The sequence below is a fragment of the Brevibacterium marinum genome, from assembly GCF_011927955.1.
Lineage (GTDB): Bacteria > Actinomycetota > Actinomycetes > Actinomycetales > Brevibacteriaceae > Brevibacterium > Brevibacterium marinum.
In genome coordinates this window covers 1-24,116 of the sequence record NZ_JAATJN010000001.1, presented here as the reverse complement: position 1 = coordinate 24,116, position 24,116 = coordinate 1, and the positions used below count along the sequence as shown (strand labels likewise).

The 24,116-nt window shown below is 62.9% G+C and carries 23 protein-coding genes; 9 read left to right on the top strand and 14 right to left on the bottom strand.

The features are described 5' to 3' along the window. Positions 1-4: 4 nt before the first annotated feature. The gene (locus BKA07_RS00110) at positions 5-940 is read right to left on the bottom strand and encodes a beta/alpha barrel domain-containing protein (RefSeq protein WP_167949084.1); all 936 of its coding nucleotides are present in this window, start codon (positions 938-940) and stop codon (positions 5-7) included. Beyond that, positions 940-2,160, bottom strand: a complete 1,221-nt coding sequence (locus tag BKA07_RS00105) for a CoA transferase (protein WP_167949083.1) — start codon at positions 2,158-2,160, stop codon at positions 940-942. Before BKA07_RS00105 ends, BKA07_RS00110 begins: the two co-directional genes overlap by 1 nt. A gap of 155 nt (positions 2,161-2,315) precedes the next feature. Between BKA07_RS00105 and BKA07_RS00100 the strand changes: the two genes are divergently transcribed. Next, positions 2,316-3,668 (top strand): 2-hydroxycarboxylate transporter family protein, encoded by a 1,353-nt coding sequence (locus BKA07_RS00100; protein ID WP_167949082.1) that lies wholly within the window; start codon positions 2,316-2,318, stop codon positions 3,666-3,668. Positions 3,669-3,708: 40 nt separating this feature from the next. Here BKA07_RS00100 and BKA07_RS00095 read toward each other — a convergent pair whose 3' ends face one another. From BKA07_RS00095 to BKA07_RS00065, 7 genes are all read right to left on the bottom strand, one after another. Further along, the gene (locus BKA07_RS00095) at positions 3,709-4,602 is read right to left on the bottom strand and encodes an oxidoreductase (protein WP_167949081.1); all 894 of its coding nucleotides are present in this window, start codon (positions 4,600-4,602) and stop codon (positions 3,709-3,711) included. A gap of 41 nt (positions 4,603-4,643) precedes the next feature. Continuing rightward, a complete protein-coding gene (locus BKA07_RS00090) occupies positions 4,644-5,378 on the bottom strand; it encodes an SDR family NAD(P)-dependent oxidoreductase (protein WP_167949080.1) in 735 nt (244 codons plus the stop codon). Positions 5,379-5,453: 75 nt separating this feature from the next. Then, positions 5,454-6,578 (bottom strand): mandelate racemase/muconate lactonizing enzyme family protein, encoded by a 1,125-nt coding sequence (locus tag BKA07_RS00085; RefSeq protein ID WP_167949079.1) that lies wholly within the window; start codon positions 6,576-6,578, stop codon positions 5,454-5,456. Then, the gene (locus BKA07_RS00080) at positions 6,575-7,741 is read right to left on the bottom strand and encodes an alcohol dehydrogenase family protein (protein ID WP_245161776.1); all 1,167 of its coding nucleotides are present in this window, start codon (positions 7,739-7,741) and stop codon (positions 6,575-6,577) included. The genes BKA07_RS00085 and BKA07_RS00080 overlap by 4 nt, the downstream gene beginning before the upstream one ends. A gap of 68 nt (positions 7,742-7,809) precedes the next feature. Beyond that, positions 7,810-7,953 (bottom strand): hypothetical protein, encoded by a 144-nt coding sequence (locus tag BKA07_RS00075; RefSeq protein ID WP_167949078.1) that lies wholly within the window; start codon positions 7,951-7,953, stop codon positions 7,810-7,812. A gap of 78 nt (positions 7,954-8,031) precedes the next feature. Continuing rightward, positions 8,032-9,558, bottom strand: coding sequence for an MFS transporter (locus BKA07_RS00070; RefSeq protein WP_245161775.1), 1,527 nt, complete (start codon positions 9,556-9,558; stop codon positions 8,032-8,034). Positions 9,559-9,891: 333 nt separating this feature from the next. Next, positions 9,892-11,184 (bottom strand): flavin monoamine oxidase family protein, encoded by a 1,293-nt coding sequence (locus BKA07_RS00065; protein WP_167949077.1) that lies wholly within the window; start codon positions 11,182-11,184, stop codon positions 9,892-9,894. A 482-nt stretch (positions 11,185-11,666) separates the two neighbouring features. On the opposite strand from BKA07_RS00065, the gene BKA07_RS00060 reads away from it, so the two are divergent. From BKA07_RS00060 to BKA07_RS00040, 6 genes are all read left to right on the top strand, one after another. Continuing rightward, positions 11,667-13,082 (top strand): LLM class flavin-dependent oxidoreductase, encoded by a 1,416-nt coding sequence (locus BKA07_RS00060; RefSeq protein ID WP_167949076.1) that lies wholly within the window; start codon positions 11,667-11,669, stop codon positions 13,080-13,082. Between the two features lie 109 nt (positions 13,083-13,191). Beyond that, the gene (locus tag BKA07_RS18975) at positions 13,192-13,755 is read left to right on the top strand and encodes a flavin reductase family protein (protein ID WP_209043813.1); all 564 of its coding nucleotides are present in this window, start codon (positions 13,192-13,194) and stop codon (positions 13,753-13,755) included. Next, positions 13,752-14,207 carry an ester cyclase gene (locus BKA07_RS18970; protein WP_209043812.1) on the top strand — a complete coding sequence of 152 codons (456 nt, stop codon included), beginning with the start codon at positions 13,752-13,754 and terminating at the stop codon, positions 14,205-14,207. Before BKA07_RS18975 ends, BKA07_RS18970 begins: the two co-directional genes overlap by 4 nt. Beyond that, the gene (locus BKA07_RS00050; RefSeq protein ID WP_167949075.1) at positions 14,197-14,979 is read left to right on the top strand and encodes a 2-keto-4-pentenoate hydratase; all 783 of its coding nucleotides are present in this window, start codon (positions 14,197-14,199) and stop codon (positions 14,977-14,979) included. Before BKA07_RS18970 ends, BKA07_RS00050 begins: the two co-directional genes overlap by 11 nt. 140 nt (positions 14,980-15,119) lie before the next feature. Further along, entirely contained in the window at positions 15,120-16,577 is a 1,458-nt protein-coding gene (locus tag BKA07_RS00045; RefSeq protein WP_167949074.1) for an aldehyde dehydrogenase (NADP(+)), read from the top strand. Between the two features lie 56 nt (positions 16,578-16,633). Next, a complete protein-coding gene (locus tag BKA07_RS00040; protein WP_167949073.1) occupies positions 16,634-17,251 on the top strand; it encodes a riboflavin kinase in 618 nt (205 codons plus the stop codon). 104 nt (positions 17,252-17,355) lie between these two features. On the opposite strand, the gene BKA07_RS00035 is transcribed toward BKA07_RS00040, so the two are convergent. From BKA07_RS00035 to BKA07_RS00025, 3 genes are all read right to left on the bottom strand, one after another. Continuing rightward, complete coding sequence (locus BKA07_RS00035) at positions 17,356-18,132, bottom strand: IclR family transcriptional regulator (protein WP_167949072.1); 777 nt, start codon at positions 18,130-18,132, stop codon at positions 17,356-17,358. Positions 18,133-18,294: 162 nt separating this feature from the next. After that, positions 18,295-18,927, bottom strand: coding sequence for an NAD(P)H-dependent oxidoreductase (locus tag BKA07_RS00030; protein ID WP_167949071.1), 633 nt, complete (start codon positions 18,925-18,927; stop codon positions 18,295-18,297). Positions 18,928-18,980: 53 nt separating this feature from the next. After that, positions 18,981-19,529, bottom strand: coding sequence for a TetR/AcrR family transcriptional regulator (locus BKA07_RS00025; protein ID WP_167949070.1), 549 nt, complete (start codon positions 19,527-19,529; stop codon positions 18,981-18,983). 93 nt (positions 19,530-19,622) lie between these two features. Between BKA07_RS00025 and BKA07_RS00020 the strand changes: the two genes are divergently transcribed. Together BKA07_RS00020 and BKA07_RS00015 are read left to right on the top strand one after the other, a co-directional pair. Then, positions 19,623-21,095, top strand: coding sequence for an MFS transporter (locus BKA07_RS00020; protein ID WP_245161774.1), 1,473 nt, complete (start codon positions 19,623-19,625; stop codon positions 21,093-21,095). 375 nt (positions 21,096-21,470) lie between these two features. Next, positions 21,471-22,679 carry an NAD(P)-dependent malic enzyme gene (locus BKA07_RS00015; protein WP_167949069.1) on the top strand — a complete coding sequence of 403 codons (1,209 nt, stop codon included), beginning with the start codon at positions 21,471-21,473 and terminating at the stop codon, positions 22,677-22,679. Between the two features lie 131 nt (positions 22,680-22,810). Here BKA07_RS00015 and BKA07_RS00010 read toward each other — a convergent pair whose 3' ends face one another. Together BKA07_RS00010 and BKA07_RS00005 are read right to left on the bottom strand one after the other, a co-directional pair. After that, a complete protein-coding gene (locus BKA07_RS00010; protein ID WP_167949068.1) occupies positions 22,811-23,233 on the bottom strand; it encodes an organic hydroperoxide resistance protein in 423 nt (140 codons plus the stop codon). A 56-nt stretch (positions 23,234-23,289) separates the two neighbouring features. Beyond that, positions 23,290-24,116 (bottom strand): SPFH domain-containing protein (locus tag BKA07_RS00005; protein WP_167949067.1); only part of this gene is annotated, 827 nt, incomplete at its 5' end.

Here is a 24,116-nt window from a genome sequence, read left to right as displayed (position 1 = left end):
TGGTCTAGTCCCATGTTGCGTTGGCGAGTTCCTCACGGGTTCCTCCTCGGCTGACGAATGAACTGACGGGGAAATTCGTCTCTTCGATGAGACTCTCAGATATTTGTCTGACACGCCGCAAGTCTATGTCGGTGACAACGCTCATTCCATCCAGTAAGTGGACGAGATCTTCCGTTGCCATATTCCCCAAGACGGTCGGATCGCCGGGGAACCACATGTCACCTCCGAGCCCGGCAACCGAAGATTCGAGCCAGTCCGCACCGGCCGACAGCGCAGCCAGCGCATTCGCGGGGGCAAATCCGTTGCGATTGTGCAGGTGTGTGCCGACCTCGATGCCGGGGAAATCATTCTTCGTCTCGCGGATCCCTGAGAAGACCTCGAGCGGCGTCTCTTCACCGGTCGTTGTGGCCAGATAGACTCCGTCGGCGCCGACCTCGGTCGCCTTCCGGACAACTGAGTCACGAGCAGCCTTCGATACGGGGCCGTAACAGGGCGAGAAGAACGCGCAGGCGACGGCGACGATCAGCCGCTGACCCGCGTCATGAGAAACTTCCCGTACCTCCTCCAACTGGTCCAACAGTCCTTGGGTGGTGGTGCCCTGATTCTTCAGGGCCATCCCGTCCTCGGCCGGGACGACGAAGGTCACCTCGTCGAGTTCGCATGCGGCCGCCCGTCGGGCACCTCGGGCGTTGGGCACCAGAGCACGAAATCGCACGTCGGGTGGGCGGGGAATGTCGGCCAGGACCGCCTCGGCGTCGGCCAGCTGTGGCAGAACCTTCGGGTGGGCGAAGGAGGCGATCTCGATCTCCTTGAAGCCGGCGGCGATCATATCGGCGACGATGGCAACCTTGCGGTCGGTGGACAGCGGGGTCTCAATGGCCTGGAGGCCATCCCTCAATCCCACTTCGACGAGCCGTGCTCGATCTGGCAGACTCCACATCAGCGGATCACTCCCTTGTCTCTGAGATCTGTGAGGGCGCCCCGATCGTAACCAGCCTGGGTGAGCACAGCCTCGGTGTCCTGACCGAGTTCTGGCCCAGCCCATCTCACCGTTGTGTCCGTCCGGCTCAGTCGTGGGAAGGCATTCTGCATCGTCACTGTTCCATAGTCGGTGCTGTCGACTTCGATGACCGATCTCCGGGCCTTGTACTGAGGGTCGCTGAGCATATCCTCGACGCGGAAGATCTTACCGACTGGAACGGAATTCTCGTTGAGCAGTTCGACCAGGTCATCGGCGGTGAATTGCAGTGAGAACTCGGCAACCAGTTCGTCGAGTTCAGCTTGGCGCTCGCCCCGAGCCGTGTGAGTGGAGTACTCGGGGCCGTCAGCGAGACGGGGATTTCCCATGGCTGCAGCCAGGCGCCGGAAGACCGTGTCCTGATTGGCTGCGATGATGAGCCACTGCCCGTCAGCGGTGGGATAGACGTTGCTGGGCGCGATCTTGGGAAGCGTCGACCCGCTGCGTTCGCGCTGAATGCCGTCTTCTGCCCATTCGGGCACCAGGGACTCCATCATTCCCAGCACTGATTCGTAGATAGCCGAATCCACAACCTGGCCGAGTCCGCTGTTGTGCCTTTCCTGGAGAGCGGCGAGCACGCCCACGGTGCCGAACAGGGCCGCTAAGGAATCTCCGATCGAAACGCCGACCCGTGATGGGGGAGTCGATGGATCGCCGACGACGTACCGGAGGCCCCCCATGGCCTCTCCGATCGCCCCATAGCCGGCCTGTGCCGAGTAGGGGCCGGTCTGACCGAACCCGGAGACGCGCAACATGATGAGTCCTGGATTGTTCTTGCTGAGCTCTTCATGACTGAGGCCCCACTTCTCGAGTGATCCGGGACGGAAGTTCTCAACGACGATGTCAGCCGATTCCGCAAGTGTCGCTGCGGCAGCCTGTCCTTCGGGCGTGCGCAGGTTGAGGGTCACCGACTTCTTGTTCCGTGCCAGAACTGACCACCACAGGGAAGACCCCTTGACCGTTGCCTGTCCCCATTGGCGCATCGGATCGCCGTTCTCGGGATCCTCGATCTTGATGACCTCTGCGCCAAGATCGCCGAGGAGCTGCCCGCAGAACGGTCCTGCGATGAGCTGGCCCATCTCAAGGACTCTGATTCCGCGCAATGGGCCCGTGCCGGACGGGCGAGGTGTCTCTACGTTCACTGGTTCTCCCTTGAATCAATATGTTGCATACAATCATGTCCAATTGTGAGGTATGCTTTCAATCATTCCCTGATATGGAGCCGATACTATAAACACCATACACGGAATTGTATGCAATCAAAGAAGTTTGTCTACCAAATAGGACCGGAGCAATCATGACGAGCCGAGAAGTCGAAGACGACTCTGCGCAGGCGGAGCTCACCCAGGAGAAGAAGCAGACGATCGACCGAACGATTATGGGCCTGCCGGTCCTCGCGTTCATTCCGCTGGCGATCATCGCTCTCATCGCCGTGAGCTTCACGACCGAGGGCACGGGAATGACTGCGGCCTTTGCAGTGGTCATCTCCCTCGGCGGAGTGCTGATGTGGGTGGGAAGCTCGATACCCTACTTCAAAGTCATCGGCGGAGGGGTGGTCCTCTGCATCCTGGTCCCCGCGATCTTCAAATACGTCGGCGTCCTGCCCGGGTCGATCGAGGGCTTGGTCGCCAGCTTCTACGACACGTCCGGGTTCGGGGAGTTCGTCGTTGCGGCCCTCATCACCGGCAGTATTCTCGGCATGCCGCGCAGCCTGCTCATCAAAGCAGGTGCGCGAATCCTCATTCCCATCATCGTCACGATCGCGGCGTGCCTTGCTGTGCTCGGACTGGTCGGAGAGCTCACAGGCGTCGGCGCCGGCTATGCGATCTTCTTCGTGGCCGGGCCCGTTCTGGGCGGTGGTGTCGCGGCCGGTGCGATTCCGATCTCAGAGATCATCGCGCAGAACGGTGACCAGCCTGCGTCGGCCTACCTCACGGTTCTCGTCCCCGCAGTGGCCGTAGCCAACATCATCTGCATCGTCGTCGCCGCGGTGCTCAACACCGTGGGAAAGAAGCAGGGGCATCGTTTTCGGGCGTTCAACGGTGAAGGAGTTCTCGCGCAGGGAGTCAAGCTCCCCGAAGGAACCGCTGAGAAACTCACATCACCTGCGGCCGCGGTCAAGCTCGCGACCACCGGGTTCTTCTTGGCAGGTGCTCTCTTCACCGTCTCGAACCTTCTCAGCGACCTGGCTCCGGCGCTGCACGCGTATGTCTTCCTCATCGTCATCTGTGCACTGGTCAAGGTGTTCGTTCCTCTGCCTGAGTACGTCGAGGCTTCGGTCGACCTCTGGTACGTCTTCGTCGCCAACTCCATGATCCCTGCGATTCTCGTGGCCATCAGCATCATCGCCATCAACCTCGAAGAGGTACTCTCCCTGGTCTCCGACCCGGGGTATATGCTGATGACCCTGCTGACAGTGGTGATTGCCGCCGTTGTTGCGGGCTTCGTCGGCTGGCTGGTCAAGCTGTACTGGATCGAATCCGCGATCTCGGCGGGTTTGGGTCTGGCGGATTTCGGCTCCAGCGGAGACCTTGCGGTGCTGCAGGCGTCTCAACGGTTGAATCTGCTGCCGTTCCTGTCGATCTCGTCACGGATCGGCGGAGGAATCGTTCTCGTCGCACTGTCGGCATTGGCCCCCTATCTGCTCTAGGGCCGCAGCGCGGAATTTTCAGAACGTGGCCCGTCAGAAATTAGTCAGCGTCAAGCCCGAAGCCGACGCCCGTGAGCTCTTCGGAAACCTCCCACAGGCGACGGGCTGTGGCCGGGTCGCTGGCGGCGGCGGATCGGCCGACCAGTGTCGGGGAGCCGCGGAGTTCGCCGCGTCCGTCGGGGCCGATGTAGCTGGCTCCAGGCAGGTCCTGAGCCGCTGCGAACAATGAGGGCAGAGCCCCGTGTTGGGCGCTCTGAGCGAAAATGCTTCCGGCCAGGTTCGCGGCCGCAACGAGTGTTTTGGGCTGGCCTTTCGTGCCGAGGTTCGTGGCCGCATAACCGGGGTGCGCGGCGAGTGAGCGGACGGACGAACCCGCCTCTTGGAGACGACGCTCGAGTTCGAGGGTGAACAGCAGATTCGCCAGCTTGGACTGACCGTAGGAGGCTGCAAGACCGTACTTGCGCTTGCGCAGGGCCAGATCGTCGAAGTGGATCGTGCCCGACCTATGCGCACCGGACGCGACCGTGACCACCCGGTCGGTGAGGTGCGGCAGGAGGTGGTTGGTCAGGGCGAAGTGGCCCAGATGATTGGTGCCGAACTGCAGGTCGAATCCGTCCTTGGTCGCAGTTCCCGCGAGTCCGGCGACCCCGGCGTTGTTGACGAGGATGTCGAGCGGACCGCTCCACGACTGCGCGAATGCCCGGATTGAGCTCAGGTCGGCGAGATCGAGTTCGCGAACCTCATTGCTGCCTCCCAAGGCACGAGCAGCCATCTGCCCGCGCTCCGGGTCACGGACAGCGAGGACGACATGCGCTCCTACTCGGGCGAAGGCGGCCGCGGTCGCGGCCCCGACACCGCCGTTTGCTCCGGTGACCATCACAGTACGGCCGTCCATTGCGGGCATGTCGGCTGCGGTCCAACGATATCTCGTCATAATCCGACCATACTCTGTGGTCCGGGGTCCACGCTTCGATCTCAGGGCAGGCTGAGCTGGGCCATCCTTCCTCCGTCCACCGAATAGATCTGGCCGGTGATGAAGCTCGCCTCGTCCGCTGCGAGGAAGGCGACCAGGGCGGCGACCTCTTCGGCCTTCCCGGATCGGCCGACAGGGTGGATGCGACCGATCTCGCGGCTGAACTCCTGCGGATCAGCCAGGCTTTCGATGAACTCGCGATTGAGTTCGGTGTCGATCCACCCGGGGGCCACGGCGTTGCAGCGGATTCCCTCGTCTCCGTGATCGACGGCGATAGCACGGGTCAAGCCGTGGAGACCGGCCTTGGATGCGGAGTAGGCGGCGTGGCCCGGATTGGACCCCAGCCCTTCGAGCGATCCGACGTTGACGATGGTGCCATGAGTCGTCCGAAGATGCTCCAGTGCCGCGCGGATCATCAGGAACGGGCCGGTGAGGTTGACCGCCAGATTGCGGTTCCAATCCTCGACCGACATGTCCTCGACGGTCGACTCCTGCATCATGCCGGCATTGTTGACGAGGACGTCGAGGCGACCGGTACGTGCGACCACCTCGTCGACGGCCGACTGCGCCCCGGCAGCATCGGAGATGTCGGCCGAGATCGAGGGGAATCTGTCATCGCCGCTCCTCTGCACCGTGAAGACTTCGGCACCTTCGTCCTGCAGCCGAAGAGCGATCTCCCGGCCGATCCCGGACCGTCCTCCGGTCACGATGGCGACCGTGTTCTCGAAGCGCTTCATCTCACTGCCTTTCCAATCTTGAATTCGTTGAGGACTCCGTCTTCGCGACACAAGAGCCGGGACAGGCGAGGCTCCTCAGATACTCCAACTCGCCGTGGGCGTCCCGAGGACGGTTTCGTCGACATCGACGCCCAGCCCCGGTCTGTCAGGCGGGAGTACTCCCTCTGACAGCTGGAGCGGCCGAAAGTCGGCCGTCGTCAATGTGACCATATCGGAGGCTTTGAGGATGCAACGCAGCAGCTTCGAGGGAACAGTGGCACCGAGGTGTGTGATTGCAGCGTAGGCGATGTCCGAACCGACGGTGTCCTGAACGCTCAGTGTCATTCCTGCAGCAACAGCGATATCACGCTGCCGTCTGCCAGGAGTGAGTCCTCCTGCCGGTGTTACCTTGAGACTGATTCCGTCGGCGACGTCGTGGGCGACGGCGCGCACGAGATCGGCAGCATCGACGGCGAGTTCATCCAGAATGATCGGATAGGGGGAGCGTCTGCGCAGAGACTCCGTCTCGCCCCAGCTCGCGCAGGGAGACTCGAGGACGAAGTCCAGGCCCGGTGGGAGAAGATTGAACATTCTCAGTGCCTCTTCACTGCTGAGGCCCGTATTGGCATCAACTAGGAAGAACTCACCTGGCCTGCGATCTGCTAGGCAGGCGCGGATTCTCTCCGCATCGAGTCCTGGGTCGATGCGACCATCAGTCGACCCGATCTTGATTGAATGTCCTCGGTAACCGAGCTCTCGATGCGCCCCGACTCGGGAGCGCATCTCCTCGGGGGGTCCGATATGTATCGAGGACATGATCGGCATGGGGCTGCCGGTAGAACCGCCCAACAGCTCGCAGACCGGCAAGTTCACCGACTTGCCGAACAGATCCCAGCATGCGACGTCGAGCGGCGCTTTCGCGTGATTGTGCCCGGTCAGGTTCGCATCCATGAGATCGGCGATTCGATCAACTTGGCGGGGATCTCTTCCGAGCAGGACAGGCGCGAGTTCCGCGATCCCGGCCGCAGTGCCAAGTGCGTGAGCGGCGACATAAGTGGATCCGAACGGAGTCGATTCGCCCCATCCCTGCACTCCCTTGTCCGTCGTGATCCGGACGATGCTCGCACCGAACTCAGTGTATTCTCTGCCTCCCGACAACAGGTAGGTTCCGCCTGAGTAGGGGAGAGGGACCTCGAACAGGTCGATGGATGTGATCTTCATGCGTTCGTGCCTTCCGAACGCACCGCCGGCGGGAGAAGGACGAGTTTGCCAGGCAGCTTCTTTGAGGTGAAGTCCTCCTGCGCGGTGCGGATGTCAGACAGGGGGTAGGTCTTCGAGATGAGGGGGCGGATCTCGTTGCGTTCGATATAGGCGACGAGACCGGCGAAGACCGAGTCCTCTTGGAACGTGCAGCCCAGAAGACTCAGATCCTTGAGATACACGGTTCTCAGATCGATCTCCGTGATCGGCCCTCCGATGGCGCCCGCCACGGCATAGGTGCCTCCCCGCCGCAGCAGCGTGAGACTCTCGCCCACGTCAGGGCCACCCACGACATCGATGATGGCGTCGAGGGACCCGGAAGAGATCGACTCGACGAGGCGTGTGTGGCGATCGATGACCTCGTTAGCGCCGTGGCCGCGCACATCCACGGCCTTCGACGGTGAACTCACGCCCAGAACCGTGGCTCCCCGCCGCGCTGCGAGCTGGACGGCGGCCAGCCCGACTCCACCCGATGCTCCCACGACCAGAACCTTCTCGCCTGCTTTGACGTCGGCTCGGCTGAGCATATTCTCCGCCGTCGAATACGCACACGGTATCGCTGCGAGCTCAACATCGGACAGCTCGGAATCCACTGCGTACGTCTCCTGGGCCGGGGCAACTGTGAACTGGGCGAATCCGCCGTCGCATTCGCTGCCGAACGTCCAGCATTCGAACGGACGGTAGTCGACATAGGACCGCAGCATGTTCCTCACCAGGACGCGTTCGCCGATGCGGTCGCTGCCGACATTGCTGCCGACCGCGCGGATGCGGCCGCAGACATCTGCTCCCTGGATTCGAGGGAAGGCGAGCGGCTTGCCCGCCCACCCCGCATCGGAATCGTCGACGTCGTCGAACCCTGCGGAGGCTCCGGCCTCGGTCTCGTCGTTGACCGACTTCGAATACCAGCCGATGCGAGTGTTGATGTCCGTGTTGTTGACGCCGGCAGCACTGACTTCGATGAGCACCTCGTCGTCCCCGGGAGTGGGGACGACGACGTCGGTGCGATACTCCAGAGCTTCGAGTCCACCGTGCCCGGTCAGGAGGACAGCGGACATGGTCGTCGGTATCGCCGTGCGCTGCTCTGCGGACTGCTGTGGAGGCGAAGTGGGACTGTTCTGAGGCATCGCTCGCCTTTCGTCGGTTCGGTTATCGGGGTCGTCGGCATGGGCCGGCAGGTCTGTTGATGCGCCGCTCAGCGGTCGACGCTGATATAGAGACCCTCCCACGGAAGCGCCTCTATCGCATCACCCGCCGACAGAATGAATGGTTGAGTGCATGCGCTCATATCTGCTGTGCGGGTGCGGGTGGTGTCTGCGGAATTGTTGAGTGACAACATGATCTCTCCTTTGGCGATGCATAGGGTGACTGGGGTGTTCTGTACTACGTCTGGCGGCAGGATTGACCGCCGGTGACTCTATTCTGCGCTCGGTTCGGCTTCCGACTGCCTGTTCGTGTGGTTGGCCTCCGAGAACACCGGCATGGTCGACGTATCGATGAGTTCGTTCGTGTCCTGGTCTGCGACGAGTTCCTTGGCCTCTTCTGTGTTGTCGACGACGGGCACCGAGCCGATGAGGGGGCGCCTGGCGCTCTCCTTCATGAAGAACACTGCAACGAGGGCCAGCAGAGAGAAGAACATCGCGTAATAGGCCGGCGAGTAGGGGCTGCCGGTGACCTGGAGAATCGCCTGGCTGAAGAACGGCGCGGTGCCGCCGAACGCCGACAGAGCAACATTGTGTGTCAGCCCCATTCCTCCGTATCGGGAGGCCGTGGGGAACAGCGCAGGCAGTGCGCTGGCCGTCAGCGCCAGGAAGCAGACTGCCGGGATCGCGATCATGGCCATGGCGATGTACACGGACCACTCTGTCCCGATCTGAACGACGGCGAAAGCCGGTACCATCAATGTCAGGGAGAAGACGATTCCGATGAAGTAGACGGGACGGCGGCCGATCTTGTCCGAGAGCAGGGCGACGAACGGGATGAGGATGGCGACGCCGACGAGCACGGGAACCGTGGCGATGGCCGCGCGGAGGGTCGAGACACCGACCTCTGTCTCCAGGTAGGTGGGCATGTAGCTGGTGAGGATATAGGAGATGGAGCTGTCGGCGGCGGTCAATGCGCAGCCGATGAGCACCTCGGGCCAGTAGTTCTTGAGGATCCCGAGGAGTCCGTAACGGTGGAAGAGCGAACTCTTGGGAAGCCCATCGGGAAGCTTCTGTTCGAGTTCGAAAGCCGGTGTCTCCGGGGTGCGGGTGCGGAACCAGATGACAACTGCTCCGAGCGGGATGGCCAGAAGGAACGGTATTCGCCACCCACCTTCGAGCATCGCGTTCTCGCCCCAGAAGTTCGTCGTCACGACGGTGGTGACAGCGACGGTGGCAGCACCGGCGGCGAACCCGATCATGGATTGGCTGTTGAGGAACGAAGTGTTGATTCCGCGACGTTTGTCAGTGGAGAATTCCGAGACATACGTTGCGACTCCGGAGAATTCGCCGCCTGTGGAAAAGCCTTGGACTGCTTTGAGGAGATAGAGCGGGATCAGCGCCCACAGCCCTATCGACTCAGAAGTCGGCAACATCCCGATGAGGGCTGTGGCCAGTGCCATCATAGTGATCGTGAGGAACAGGATCTTCTGACGTCCCAGCTTGTCGCCAAGAGGGCCGAGGACCATGCCGCCAAGAGGGCGGACGAGGAAGGAGACGGCGAACCCGGCTAAGGTGACGAGGAGTCCGAGGCCTTCGTCCAGCCCTTGAGTGAAGACAGTGGTGATCGTGACCGTGAGATACCCATAGATGCCGAAGTCGTACCATTCCATGAAGTTGCCGACACCGGCACCGATCTGTGCCTTCTTCATATCTGCTTTGTCGACGACGACGCAGTCGTCGACACGCAGTCGACGGCCCATCCGCTTCGCCAGATTGCGGCTCTTCTCAAGCTTGGGCATGGGCAACACCTCCCGCTGGCTGAGGAATACAGAGCGGCAGTCTGCTTCGACGGTAGATGAGATCGGTGGTGTGAGCGTTCATGTGCGACATCTCCTTCGGCGCCTCACGGAGAATCAAATGTTCATCCAGTGAACGCAGTGTTTATTGATTGAGAAAATCGTAGAGTGCGCCACGCCACTCGTCAAGCATCCGCGGCGATTCGGCTTGCGCCTTTCCGGTTGGCCGAGCGCACCTCCGCGAGGATAGCGGAGTCCGAAGTCGGGGGTCGAACCAGGGAGGCAGCGACAGTGCCGCTCCCTGGTTCTCTGTCTGCGGCTGAGGACCAGGGAGATTCAGCTCTCGAGTTCCTCTTTCACGGTACGTGCGGTGCGAAGGGCGCTCTCGATCGCACCGTCGAAGAATCCGGCCCAGATGTTGGCGATGTCGGAGCTGGCGAAGTGCAGCGATCCTTCGGGGTGCTGGAGCTCGGCTTGGCCGCGCGTGTACTGGCCCGGACGCTGGATGAGCCACGTTGACTTGGCCAGGGGATCCTCCATCCATTTGTGGGCGGCGACTTCGAGTACCTCCAGGTCGTCGCGCCAGGTCTTCAGGGCCTCGCCGACGGCCTCGACGTCATCGACGTCGAGACGCGTGCTGTCGGCTCCGAAGGCGACGAGAACGGCATCGTCGTCACGGACGAACTCCGTTCGCACGACGGAGAGCGGATGTGACTGCGAGGAGTAGGCGAAGAACGGCTTGATCGGGCCCTTGACCCGAATCCAGAGTTTCAGTCCCTGTGAAGCGGCGCCCTCTTGGCTGATCTCCTGCTTGATCGGTGAGATCGCAGGCTGGATGTCGAGTTCGTGGAGGATGTTGATCGGGATCGTCGAGATGACCTTCTTGGCTCGGATCTCGCCGCCGTGCGCGGTCGCCACGGTGGCGCCGGTCGAATCGTGTCGGACGCTGGTGACCTGGGTATTCAGTTGGATGTCTCCGTCTATGTCTCCGGCGATCGCCTTGACCAGCTGATCGTTGCCTTCGGGCAGTCGGTAGACAGCGCTTGCGGAGTGCATGAGCTGCCAGAGACCTCCGGTTGCGGCCGTCCAGCGGATCGCGGCCCCGAATCCGACCTGGTCGAGTGGGCCATTGCAGTGTCCGACCCAGGCGGCTTCATTGGCCTGGCGCTCCGAATCGTCGAGGTCGAGGCTGTCCAGCGCCTCCTGCAGCGTGATGGTGTCCGCCTCTCTCCAGTCCTCCCCCGTCTCCACGGTGTCGGGGCGGGGCATGATCGCGGCGCTGGCTCCGACGAGGCGTTGCATTCCCGAGTCGATGAGATCCATGAAGCCGTCGAGCGTGCCTGTGCGGACTTCGTCGTTCGCCAGCCAGAACGTCTCTTCTGATTTGGGGCCGCGATCGGCACGAAGTCCGTAGCGGGCGACTTCGGCCCAGACGTGAGGCTGCACCCAGTGAAGCCAGTTGCCTCCGAGCTCGAGATTCACCCCGAATCGCTGATCGGTGTAGCAGCGGCCGCCGAGGCGATCACGGGCTTCGAGTACGAGGACATCGTGTCCAGCGCTGCTGATTTCACGTGCTGCGGTGACTCCGGCGAGGCCGGCTCCGATGATGAGGACGTCAGTGTCGGTCATTATCTGTATCTCCTTCTGGAGCGGATTTCCGATTGTCGACATGGGGCAGGTGTTGAGGCACTGTGCGCCGAGTGGAAGGTGCCTGGGTGCCACGTGCATCCGTCCGCCGCCGAAGCGGCGCTCAAGTCCATGTGTGATTCGCACTGGGAAGCGGTCTGGCGTCCGTGCGCCAAAGGAGCGACCAAGCGTCTTCAGGTTCGTTGAGTGGCTAGAGAGACCACAATATGAACGATGAATCGAGCCTAGAGCGTGGTTGGGGCTTCGTCAACTCGGTCTGACGAGCCGATTTCAATTGGCGGGCAGGTGACTTCTATGCCCATGGAACCTGAAGAAAACAGGGGAGATGCGGGGTTGGAAGGATTTCTCGAGGAAAGTTCCACCGACGTATTGACGGATTCTCTCTCGCCCTCGTAACGTTGTGCACGAAATGAACGTATAGTTCAGTCAACGAACACATTGAGGTGATTGTCTTGACCAAGCCAATGAGATTGTTTGCTTTCGATTTCGCGGGACCGGCCCATCTTTCGGCGGGCCTGTGGCGCCATCCCGAGGATCGCAGCGGCGAATATACATCGATCGACTACTGGGTCGAATTCGCGAAGCTCCTCGAGACGGCTGACTTCGACGGAGTCTTCTTCGCCGACAACGTCGGATACCACGATTCCTACAGAGGAGCGGTCGACGCGGCTCTGCGGGACGGCGCACAGCTGCCGGCCAATGACCCCGCGTACCTGATCCCTGCGATGGCCGCGGCGACGAAGAACATCGGCTTCGGCGTCACCTCCTCGACTGCCTACGACCACCCGTATGCGATTGCGCGGAAATTCGGCACGCTCGACCATCTGACCAACGGACGGATCGGGTGGAACGTCGTGACCTCGTACTCGGACGCGGCCGCCCGCAATCTGGGCACCGGTGAGCAGCGTGCCCACGATGACCGCTACACGCATGCCGAAGAGTTCCTTGACGTCGTGCTCAAGGTGCTCGAAGGCTCATGGGAAGACGACGCCGTCATCGCCGATGCCGAGACGTCGACGTTCGCCGATCCGGCAAAGGTTCATCCCATCGAGCATCAGGGCGAGTTCTTCTCTGTCCCGGGAATCTCGCTGACGGCTCCTTCGCCGCAGCGCTCTCCGGTGATCTTCCAAGCCGGCGGTTCGACTCGCGGTGTTCAGTTCGCGGCGAAGAGCGCTGAGGCGGTCTTCCTCAATGCCACGAGCAAGGCATCGCTGAAGACCCAGGTCGACAACCTGCGGGACAAGGCGGCGGAGGCCGGCCGCGATCCCGGGTCGATCGCCATGCTGCAGATGATCACTGTGATCAGCGCGGAAACCGATGCAGCTGCTCAGCGCAAGTACGAGGACTACCTTTCTTATGTCTCCTATGAGGGAGCAATGGCGCGCTACAGCGGATGGACCGGACTCGACATGTCGCAATTCGACCCCGATGTTCCGTTCGAGAACGTGGAGACCAACGCGGGCCAGACCATGGTCAGCATCTTCAACAAGCTCAATCCGGAGAAGAAGTGGACACCGCGCGACATCGCTGAGTACATCGGGATCGGTGGCACCTCACCGGTGATCGTCGGAGGGCCGGAGACAGTGACGAGAGAACTTGCCTCCTGGATCGATGGGACCGGCATCGACGGATTCAATGTCGCGCATGCGCTGAAGTTCAAGGACATCGCGGACTTCGCCGAGTTCGTCGTCCCCGAACTCAAGCGGCAGGGGCTGATGAAACCGGCCCACCGTGGTGGAACACTGCGCGAAAGCCTGTTCGGCACCGACAGCCCACGACTGCGTGACGACCATCCCGGTGCCGCCTATCGGGTACGGAGCGAGGAAGCGCCGACCGTCGCTCGGATGACTGGAACCGTCGAACGTTCAGACGTCGCATGAGACCTGCTTATCAACAGATGTGAGCACTGCTCATCAACTGACAACAACCTCGGTGCCGGTGCACAGAAGCACAGGGTCACCACCAGCACACCAGAAGGAGGGGCACCACATGGTTGCCATCACAACCGCGGCAGACGGGTCGATCGAAGCTGCTGACTTCAGACAGATCTTCGGTCTGCTGCCGACAGGAGTCGTCGCCATCACCGGCAAATCGGAATCGGGCAAACCGCTGGGATTCGTCGTCGGCACCTTCCAGTCATTGTCCCTCGACCCGCCCTTGGTGATGTTCGCCGTCGACAAGGGGTCGAGCACCTGGCCGTGGATCCGCAATCTCGAGCAGTTCACCGCGAACATCCTGTCCACCGAACAGCTGCCAGTGTGCAAAGCCCTTGCACGCAAGGGGGACGACAAGTTCAAAGACCTGCCCTTCGAATGGTCAACTATCGGCACTCCACGGCTGCCCGGCTCGACAGCATGGATCGACTGCGATGTGGCGTCGGAGATCGTCGCCGGTGATCACTACGTCATCGTCGGAGAGATCAAGGAGATGGAGCAGGCAAGCGACTGTGAGGCGCTGCTGTTTCGCGGAGGGAAGTTCGGAGAATTCGACTTCTGGGATCGACCGGCTCCGGAACCCAAGCCCATCGCAGAAGAAGTGGAGACACAGGAATGAGCACCATGCTGGCCAAGATCGCCGTCGCCTGGACGCGTGCCTGGGGCTTCGGCGAGACCGACGCTTTCGAAGCTATCGCGTCAGAGAATTATGTACGCCACTCGAAGACAGGAGATGAGGGACTCGAATCGGTGCTCGCCCAGATCCGGGAGTCCCACGAGGCATTCAGCGATTTCGACGTCGAGATCATCAATGCTGTCGATGACGGACAGCTCATCGCCATCCACTGGCGGTCCAAAGGACGCCATACGGGAACCTTCATGGAGGTTCCGCCGACTTACCGTGAGGTATCGGTCGACGGCGCAGCGTTCCTCAGCTACTCAGAGGGAAAGATCACCGACGAGACCTCGATCTGGGATCCTCGGGAGCTGCTGTCTTCGATGCGGATCTGGCACCTTGGCAAACGTCGCCCGTCGCCCGCTGATGAGAAGGGTGTCCGCAGTGCGAGTTGATACGGACGCCGTTGCCGCATCGCTGGTCAGGGCTCAGGACGAGCGGCGGCCGGTGGACACGGTGTTCGGGGCCGATGCGTCCACGGCCGAAGAAGGCTTCCGCGTCCAGCAGCAGGTTGTCAGGATCAAAGAATCCCGGGGCGACAAGGTCGTCGGATTCAAGCTCGGCAATATCGCCAAAGCCATGCAGGACAAGTTCGGAGTCGACGAACCCGACTATGGCTATCTCCTCGTCAGTCATTTCCTCCCGGAGAACCTTGCAGTGGCGCAGTCGGACTTCATCGAGCCCTTCATCGAGCTCGAGATCGGCTTCGTCCTCAAGCGGGATCTTTCCGGCCCGCACATCACTGCGGCTGATGTGATCTCGGCGACCGACTACGTCCTGCCGGCATTGGAGATCATCGACTCGAGGGTCAAGGACTGGAACATCGGTCTGGGAGACACCCTCGCGGACAGCGGATCGGCAGGGGCCGTCATCCTCGGCGCGCAGCCCCGCGGCCTCGGCGAGGTCGATGTCAGCGATATGCACGGTGAGATCCGGTTCGACGGTCATACGGTGGCCGAAGGCAACAGCAGCGCCGTCTACGGCAGTCCGGTCTCGGCGATCGCCTGGCTGTGCCGCCGAATTTCGGAGTACGGCGTCGGGCTGCGTGCCGGCGACCTGGTGATGCCGGGCAGCTGCTTGGCCGCCGAGAAGCTGCGACCGGGAACGACGGTACTTGGAGAATTCCACGGATGGGCCGCCGTGCAGTTCGACTTCACGACGTCCTAGACGACGCTGCGTCCGGGCCTCGCCCGATGACACAGACACCACACCCTCTCCTGCCGTTCGCACCAACCGGGCAGGAGGGTGATGGGCGGGGCGGCATGCGGTGCCGACCCGCCCGTCGAACGACACAGGAAGGACATGCCATGACGATTGCACCTCCGGACACGACCACCGAGGCGACTCTCGACCAGACTCTCGCCGCAGCAGAACAGGCTGCGGTCGTCTATCGACGCTGGGACCGCTCCGCTCGCGCTCGCCTGCTGCGGACGATCGCCGACGCACTCGACGCCGCAGGCGATCGGCTCGTGCCGATCGCCCAGGAGGAGACTCACTTGGCCGAAGGACGCCTGAGCGGTGAGCTCACACGCACCACATTCCAGCTTCGGCTTTTCGCCGAAACCATCGACAACGGTGACTACCTCGGAGCGCGCGTCGACGAAGCCGATCCCGACTGGCCGATGGGTGCTGCCCGCCCCGACCTTCGCCGGATCATGCGGCCGCTGGGTCCCGTGCTCGTCTTCAGCGCCAGCAACTTCCCCTTCGCATTTTCGACTGCAGGAGGGGACACGGCATCGGCGCTGGCCGCCGGCTGCCCCGTCGTCGTCAAGGCCCATCGCGGCCACCCGCGATTGACCGAAGCGACGGCCGAAGCGGTGCAGAAGGCCTGCGCGGAGGCCGGGGCGCCTGAAGGAATGTTCGCAGTGATCTTCGGCACCGAGTCCGGTCGCATCGCCGTACAGGATCCGCGCATCAAAGCCGCAGGGTTCACCGGATCCATCGGCGGCGGTCGCGCCCTGTTCGATCTGGCGAACTCCCGTCCGGACCCGATCCCGTTCTACGGAGAGCTGGGCAGCAACAACCCGGTGTTCGTCACCGGTGCCGCCGATTCCGAGCGCGGCGTTGAGATCGCCGACGAATTCGTCGGATCGTTCACCATGGGTGCCGGCCAGTTCTGCACCAAGCCGGGGACCATACTGGTTCCCGTCGGCTCTCGTCTCCTCGAACGCCTGCGCGAAGTCACGCTTCCTCCGGGAGCGGCGATGCTCAACGAGGGCATTCGCGACGGTTATGTGGCCGAGATCGAGAAGCTCCAATCGAATGGGGCCGAGGTCGTGAATGCCGGAGCCGGGCCGTTCTCCGAGACCGCTCCCGATCCGATCATCCACCGAGTCGAAGCCGCCGAGGCACTCGGACGTCCGGACGATCTGCTGGGGGAGTGCTTCGGACCCTCGACTCTGGTCATCGAGTACACCGACGAATCCCAGCTGCTCGAGCTGGCCAGGGCGTATACCGGACAGCTGACCGCGAGCCTGCAGGCGCAAGGCCACGAGACCGTGCTTCCCGACCTTCTCGACACCCTTGCCGAAGTGGCGGGACGGCTGCTGTTCAACCAATGGCCGACCGGAGTGTCGGTCACCTATGCCCAGCAGCACGGTGGTCCGTACCCGGCGTCGACGGCCGGAGGGTCCACCTCGGTGGGCACCGCAGCGATCGAGCGCTTCCTGCGCCCCGTCGCCTATCAGGGAATGCCAGAGCACCTTCTCCCTGCCGAACTCGTCGCCGGCGCCGGAGTCGCACAGATGATCAACGGACGACGGTGAAACCATCTCGGTGGCAACCGAGGAGTCGGTTGCCCGCGAGCGTGAAGGGGTCAGCAATGTACACAATCGAAGGTGAGATCGTCCATGGAGATGAGATCGGCCGAACTCTGGGGTTTCCGACCGCGAACATCCATATGTACGACGAAACAGTGCCCGACGGTGTGTGGGCCGCTCGAGCGGCCTTCCGCGACGGGCGGACTCATTCGGCCGTCGTCTCGGTGGGGCGCAGGCCCACCTTCTTCGAATCGGATGCCGTTCGGCTGTTCGAGGCCCATATCATCGATTTCGCAGAATCGATCTACGGAGAGTGGATCATCGTCGAGCTGCTCGACTACATTCGCCCGCAGGTGCGGTTCGACTCCATCCGGGAACTCGTTTCGGCCATGCACGCCGATCGCGAGAGGGCGGCGGCGATCACGCCACCGACGTCAGAATGTGAGCGGTCGACGGGCGGCGATGCACGTGGCCCAGCGACGAGGGCCCCCAGATGGGCCCTGCGGAGAGTCAGAACGGCGTCGGCCGACATTCATGCGACGAATGAGGGGGACGCCGCTTCGGGCCCTGCGGGGTTACAGGCGCAGGTGAGAAGCTTGTCGCGTCAGCTCGGCATGAGCCGGGGGCTGGTTCGCAGGTGTCTTCGTGAGCTCAATGATGCGAAGGTTCCGACGTCTTAGTTCCGACCCAGGATCAAGGGATTTCCGACCCAGTGGGAAAGGCCGCCGGTGGCATCGATGATCGGGTCCGTTCGAGAGAACGGGCCCGATCACTTTGGGTGCACTCAGTCGGCCTGGTGTCGATAGAGAATCTGGGTGAGTTCCTCAGCTGTGGCGCGCAGCGGTTCGATGAAGCTCTGGATGTGAGCCGACTTCATCCTCTGGTCGAGACCCGAGGCAGACAGCACTCCGATGACGTTGCCCAATTTGTCGTTGACCGGCACGGCGACGGCGTAGAGTCCTTCCTCGAGTTCTCCGTCGAGGATCGAATACCGGCGCGACCGGATCTCGGCGAGCTCGAAGCGCAGTTGGTCCGCCTCGGTGATCGTGTAGCGGGTGAACTCCTCCAGCGGATTCGTAAGGAGCGTATCGAGCTGATCGGCGTCGAGATCGGCAAGCAGGATCTTGCCGGTGGCACTCGCGTGCAACGGCAGGTCTTCGCCGATGTAGCCCTTGTTGGGGGAGAGCAGATGAGTGCTCTGTGCTTCCGCCACGAGGTCGAACGTCGTCGGGCCGGTGACGACGGCATAACCGACGGTCTCATTGATCTCTGTGGCGAGTTGGTCGACGTTGACCTGAACATGGGCGGCGATGCCGCGGTGGGGGTCTGCTCTCCTGCCGAGGCGGGCGATCTCCCAGCCGAGGGAGAAGACTCCCTCGTTCTTCGCCAGGAAACCGGAGTGTTCGAGACTGAGGAGAAGTCGAAATACCGTGGGGCGGGCAAGCCCGACGTCATTGGCCAACTCTGTTGCGGTGGCGCCGTCGGGATAGTTGCTGATCCGTGAGAGCAGCGTCATCGCTCTGATGACAGAGCGATTCATCATGTCAGGTGCACTGTCCATGCCGTCGCCCTGCACGTCGTCGCTCGATGGTCTGTTATCGCTTCCCTCAGTGATGTGATCCGTCCTCTCGGCGCTAGCTGTCTTGTGTGTTTCCTGGCAACCAGTCTAGCGTCTCATCTGTCCACCGCGGCGTGACAGTTCGCTCGTTGAACGTGTGATTCGTCAAGCGTTGCGAGGCTGGCGGGCGGGGGAGATGAGGGACCCGGCGATGCTGCGAGCCTCATCGAGCCCGGCGGCACGATTCGCGGCGTGTTCGCGGGCCTCGATGTCCGCGATGAGGTGTGACTCGACGTCCGTGATCCCGGTGTAGGCGAAGACGCCGATGTCGAGCTGGGTGCGCATGGCGTCCTGGTACCCGTATTTGTCATAGGTGCGCTGTTTGGAGCCGCCGATGCCGATGAGCGCCGTCGGAACGTGGGGGAGGAGTCCGTGGAGCGGCTGCGTGCCGCGATCGGCCACCCCGGAGCCGTACTGGTAGGCCCACCCGCCGGTGAAGACGCGTTCGATCCACCCCTTCATCATGGCCGGCATCGACCACCAGTAGACGGGGAACACGAACGCGAACCTGTCTGCGGCCTCGACTCGCCGATGCATGCTCGCAATGCCGTCGGGGATGTCTCCGCCCCAGAAGTGCTGGTGATCGGCCTCGGTGAACCGCGGATCGAAGCCTTCGGCGTGCAGGTCGAGGACGTCGACGGAGTGGCCCGCGGCGTGGAACGGCTCGTGGAAGGCATCCATGACCTGACCTGGGTAGCTGGAGCGGATCGGGTGCGAGAAGACGGTGAACAGGTGCATGGGGTGGCCTCCGGAGCGGGCGGGTGGCACAACGAGGAGATGTACAGGTGTGATCAGCGGCGGCCGCGGGCGTCGTTCATGAGAGAGGCGGCGGCCTCCCGCGCCGAGGTGACCGCGGCAGCACCCAGGTACGACGCCGCCGAGGTGGCGCCTTCGAAGAGAACGAGGATCTGGTGCACGATGGCATCGTCTTCGCGAACGGTGCCATCGTCTCCCAGGTCCTGACCGATGAGCCGGGCGATCATCGATCTCAGCTGTGCGCGGTAGCCGGCGACCGCCTCGGCGATCTCCGGGGTCGATTCCCCGGCCTCGCCGTGGGCGCGGAGGAACAGGCAGCCACGGGAGCCCTCCTTCGCGACCCATTCCTCGAGGCCGGCGAAGAGCTCGTCGACGCTCGCCGCTTGAAAGTGAGCGAAGAATCGCGAGGTGCGGGCTTCGAGGACGGAGACGACGAGACCTGTCTTGCTCCCCACATGTTTATAGAGGGTGCGGGTCGAGACCCCCGCGGCTGCGGTGAGATCGTCCATGCCGGAAGCGGCGAAACCGCGGTGGTCGAAGACGTGTTCTGCGCTGGAGACGATCTGATCTCGTGAAACTGCCATGCCCTCAATGTACAACGATCGTTTTACATTCGCAAGCGAGATCACAACGGCAGGGTGTTGTGCCGACCTGACGGGCGGAGTAGAACTGGAGCAATGATGGGAACCTCGGAGACGGCGACGATGTCGGCACAGCAGCGCAAGATCCTCACCGTGATGCTCGTGCCGATGTTCATGTCTCTGCTGAGTGTGTCCATCGTCAACGTCATCCTGCCCGATATGCAGAGATCCATCGGGGCCTCGAACACCGCGATCCAATGGGTGCTCTCCGGCTACACGCTGGCCTTCGGCGTCCTGCTTGTCGCCGCCGGTCGCGCGGGCGACCTCTTCGGCCGGGGCAGGCTCTTCGTCGCTGGAGTCAGCGTCTTCGCTCTCGGCTCCCTCATCGCCGGCTTCGCTCCCGATCCGGTGATGCTCAACCTCGCACGCATCGTCATGGGCATCGGCTCGGGACTGCTGAGTCCCCAGGGCGTGGGAATGCTGCAGCAGTACTTCCACGGCAAGATCCGAGGCCGCGCCTTCGGCATGTTCGGCACCATCGTCGGTGTCTCCGTCGGCATCGGACCTGTGCTCGGCGGCGGCCTCATCGCCGTGCTCGGTGAGGAATGGGGCTGGCGTTCGGCGTTCCTCATCAACGTGCCGATCGCCGTCGCCGCCATCGTCCTCGGTCGGTTCTGGTTGCCGCACAGCGCGTGGCGGGGGAGCGGAGACGACACCGAAGGCTCCGACAGTCGGCGCGCCGACTTCGATCCGGTCGGCCTGGTGCTCCTGTCGTTGGGGACCCTGTTCGTCATGCTGCCGTTCCTCGAACGCTCCGCCGGTGCCTGGATCTACGCTCTGGTCCCCGTGGGTGCGATCGTCATCTGGCTGTGGGTGCGCTGGGAGAACCGATACGCCCGCCGAGGCGGTGCCCCGATGGTCGACATGAACCTGTTCCGCACCCGGACATTCGCCTACGGCGCCTCCCTGACATCGATGTATTTCGTGGGCATGCCCGGCGTCTGGGTCATCGTCGCCCTCTATCTCCAGAACGGTCTCGGCTTCCCCGCGCTCGAGGCGGGGCTGATGGGCCTGCCCTCGGCACTGTTGGCGGCTGTCAGTGCCCAAGCCTCCGGCCGTGTGGTCCTCACCTTCGGGCGCAAGATGGTCGTGCTCGGAGTCGGCATCGCCATCGTCGGTGTTGTCGCCTCTGCACTGATCGTCCTCGCGCACGAAGAACTGGGAATCAGCATCTGGTGGATGCTGGCGAGCTTGGGTCTGACCGGGATCGGTCAGGGCATGGCGATCAGTCCCAACCAGACCCTGACTCTGGCCGATGTGCCCGTCGAATACGCGGGAAGCTCCGGTGGGGTGATGCAGACCGGGCAGCGCGTGGGCACGGCGATCGGCATTGCGATCGTCACCGCTGTGTTCTTCGTCGTCCAGTCAATGGCCGGATATGGGGCCGCGATCGTCGCCGGATTCGGATTCATCGCCGCGGTCATGGTCTTCGCCGGACTCATCGGAATCGTCGATCTGGTCCGCAGGCGGGCGAAGGACCGGCAGACTGCCGCGGTGGCAGGAGGCTGAGGTTCGGAACATGTCCGTCCGGATTCTTTCCATCCAGGTCAAAGGTATTGTGAACATGCCTCCAAACGGGGAGGTAACCTCGGCGAAGGTGTCTTTTTCGGGTGGACAGCAGTGACTCATCGGCTATGCTGGCCGAGTTGCACAGTGCGTTCCATGAGGTCGGAACTCGGCCGACTGCGAACCGCTCGTGCCCTGCGCACCCACGCACAGTCCTTCACAAAGGACGCGAACCACACTGCGCAGACGTCACCGCACCATCCATTTTGGTGACAGCTCTTCGATTCGACCGCCGCCAGATATGCCCCGTGGTATGGCACCGCGGTCTGACGAACACCGATGGCGATCCCAGCCGTCACGAGACCACGAGGATCAACAATGACGACAACGACCGACACATCCACCGCCGCCGCACAGAACTCGCTGCCGCCCATCACCGATGATGAGATCTTCTCCGGACACGAAGGCGGCAAGCTCTCTGCCGAGCTGACTCGTCCGCTCGAGACGCAGCGCGATCTCTCGATCGCCTATACACCGGGCGTGGCCAAGGTCTGCACGGCCATCAGGGACGAACCGGAACTGGCGCGGACCCACACCTGGACCGGTCGCCTCGTCGCCGTCGTCTCCGACGGATCGGCCGTGCTCGGTCTCGGCGATATCGGGGCCAAGGCATCCCTGCCGGTCATGGAGGGAAAGTGTGCCCTGTTCAAGCGCTTCTCCGGACTCGATGCGATCCCGATCGTCCTCGATACCAACGATTCCGATGAGATCGTCGAGACCCTCGTCCGCATGGCCCCGACATTCGGGGCGGTCAATCTCGAGGACATCTCCGCGCCTCGGTGTTTCGAGATCGAGGACCGGGTCAAGGCCGCCCTCGACATTCCGGTCATGCACGATGACCAGCACGGCACCGCCGTCGTTGTCCTCGCGGCGTTGATGAATGCGCTGCGGATGGTGGAGAAGTCCTTCGACGCCATCAAGGTCGTCCTCTCCGGGGCTGGGGCTGCCGGGGTTGCCGTGGCGAAGATCCTCGGCGATGCCGGCGTCAACGACGTCATCGTCCTCGATTCGAAGGGGATCATCGACTCCGACCGTGGTGACCTGACACCGACGAAGGAGTGGTTGGCGACGAATACGAATCCACGCGGCATCACAGGTGGGATCGACACTGCGCTCGCCGGGGCGGACGTGTTCATCGGCGTCTCCGGCGGCACGATCGATGAGGCGCATCTGCCGCAGATGGCCGATGATGCGGTGATCTTCGGTCTGTCGAATCCGACTCCGGAGATCACTCCGGACATTGCCGAGAAGTACGCCTCGGTCGTGGCCACCGGGCGCAGTGACTTCCCGAACCAGATCAACAATGTCCTCGCGTTCCCCGGCATCTTCCGTGGCGCTTTGGACGCTGGTGCCACCGACATCACGGATGCGATGAAGCTGGCCGCGGCTCGCGCGATCGCTGATCTCGTCGGCGAGGACCTGGCACCGGACTACATTGTGCCCGGCGCGCTCGACGCGCGGGTGGCACCCGCCGTCGCGGACGCCGTCGAGTCGGCCGCGAACGCCGATGGAGTGGCACGAGGTTAGAGGTTCGCTTCTGAGCCACAGAAAGGGGACCGGACGCATGATCGCGCCCGGTCCCCGATTTGTGTCTGGGCTCTGTGTTTGAGCTGATCGGCCGCAGCCGTGTGGCTGGGAGGTGCCATGTGGCTGGGAAGTCAGTCGTCGGTGACAGTGATGGTGACCTCGATGTTGTCGCGGGTGGCGTTGGAGTACGGGCACACCTCGTGGGCCTTGTTCGCCAGCGCCTCGGCCTCGGTCGAATCGAGGTGGGGGAGCGTGACCTCGAGCGTCACGGCCAGCTCGAGCCGGCCCCCGTCGTTCTTGCCGAGGCTCACCTGCGCTCCGACGGCGGAATCGTCGACATTGGCCTGGGCCTGACCGGCCACGAGACGCAGGGCCGAGTGGAAGCAGGCGGCATAGCCGACGGCGAAGAGCTGTTCTGGGTTCGTGCCTTCGCCTGCCCCGCCCATATCGGTGGGGGTGGCGAGATCGACGTCGACCTGTCCGTCGCTGGTGCGACCGTGCCCGTCACGTCCTTCTCCGGTGGCAAGTGCTTCTGCGGTGTAGAGCGTCTGCATCGTTCTTCCTTCCGTGGGCGGTGCGTTCTCTGAGAGGTCCGAAAATTGGCGAAGAGTCAGGAATCCTCGGGAGTCGACTCGTCGTAACGGGACCTGATGGCGTCCTCCACGCGACCCATTGCCCGCTTCGCCGCCGACTTCGGCTGTGCCGACGATTCGTTGTCCTGCTGGGGAGCGACCGGCTGTGGAGCACCGGACCGGTGGGATTCGCTATCGGTTGAAGCCTGCGGGGCCGACAGCGTGGAACCGTCCTCGGCTGCGTTGGCGGCGAACAGGGCGTTCCTGATCTCCTGACCCATCTCGCCGAGCCCGCCGGGGTTCGAGGGCATGAACAGTACGTTCGAGCGGCCCTCTTGGGCGACGTTCTGCATGGTGTCGAAGTACTGTGTCATCATGAGCAGCTGCTCAGCGGTGCGATCGATGCCGACCTCCTGCAGCTTGGAGTACTGCTCGGCGATCCCTTCGGCAATGGCCTTCCGTTGGGCCGCGACACCTTGGCCGTGCAGCCGCATCGCCTCGGACTCTGCCTGAGCCTGGGTGACGCGCTTGATCTTGTCGGCCTCGGCCAGGGACTGGGCTGCCACCCGATCGCGCTGCGCGGCGTTGATCGAGTTCATCGAGTCGCGGACCTTCGGGTCCGGCGTGATGTCGGTGACCAGCGTGCTCACGATCTTGAATCCGTACCGTCTCATCGACTCCGACAGGCGACGCTCGACGTTCTCTGCGATGTCGTCCTTGGATTCGAAGGCCGTGTCGAGGGTCAGGCCGGAGAGGGCGGAGCGGACGGTGTCGAAGACATAGGAGCGGATCTGCTCCTCGGAGTTCGCCAGCTTGTAGTAGGCGTCGGTGACATTGTCTTCCTCGACGACGTACTGGACTGCGA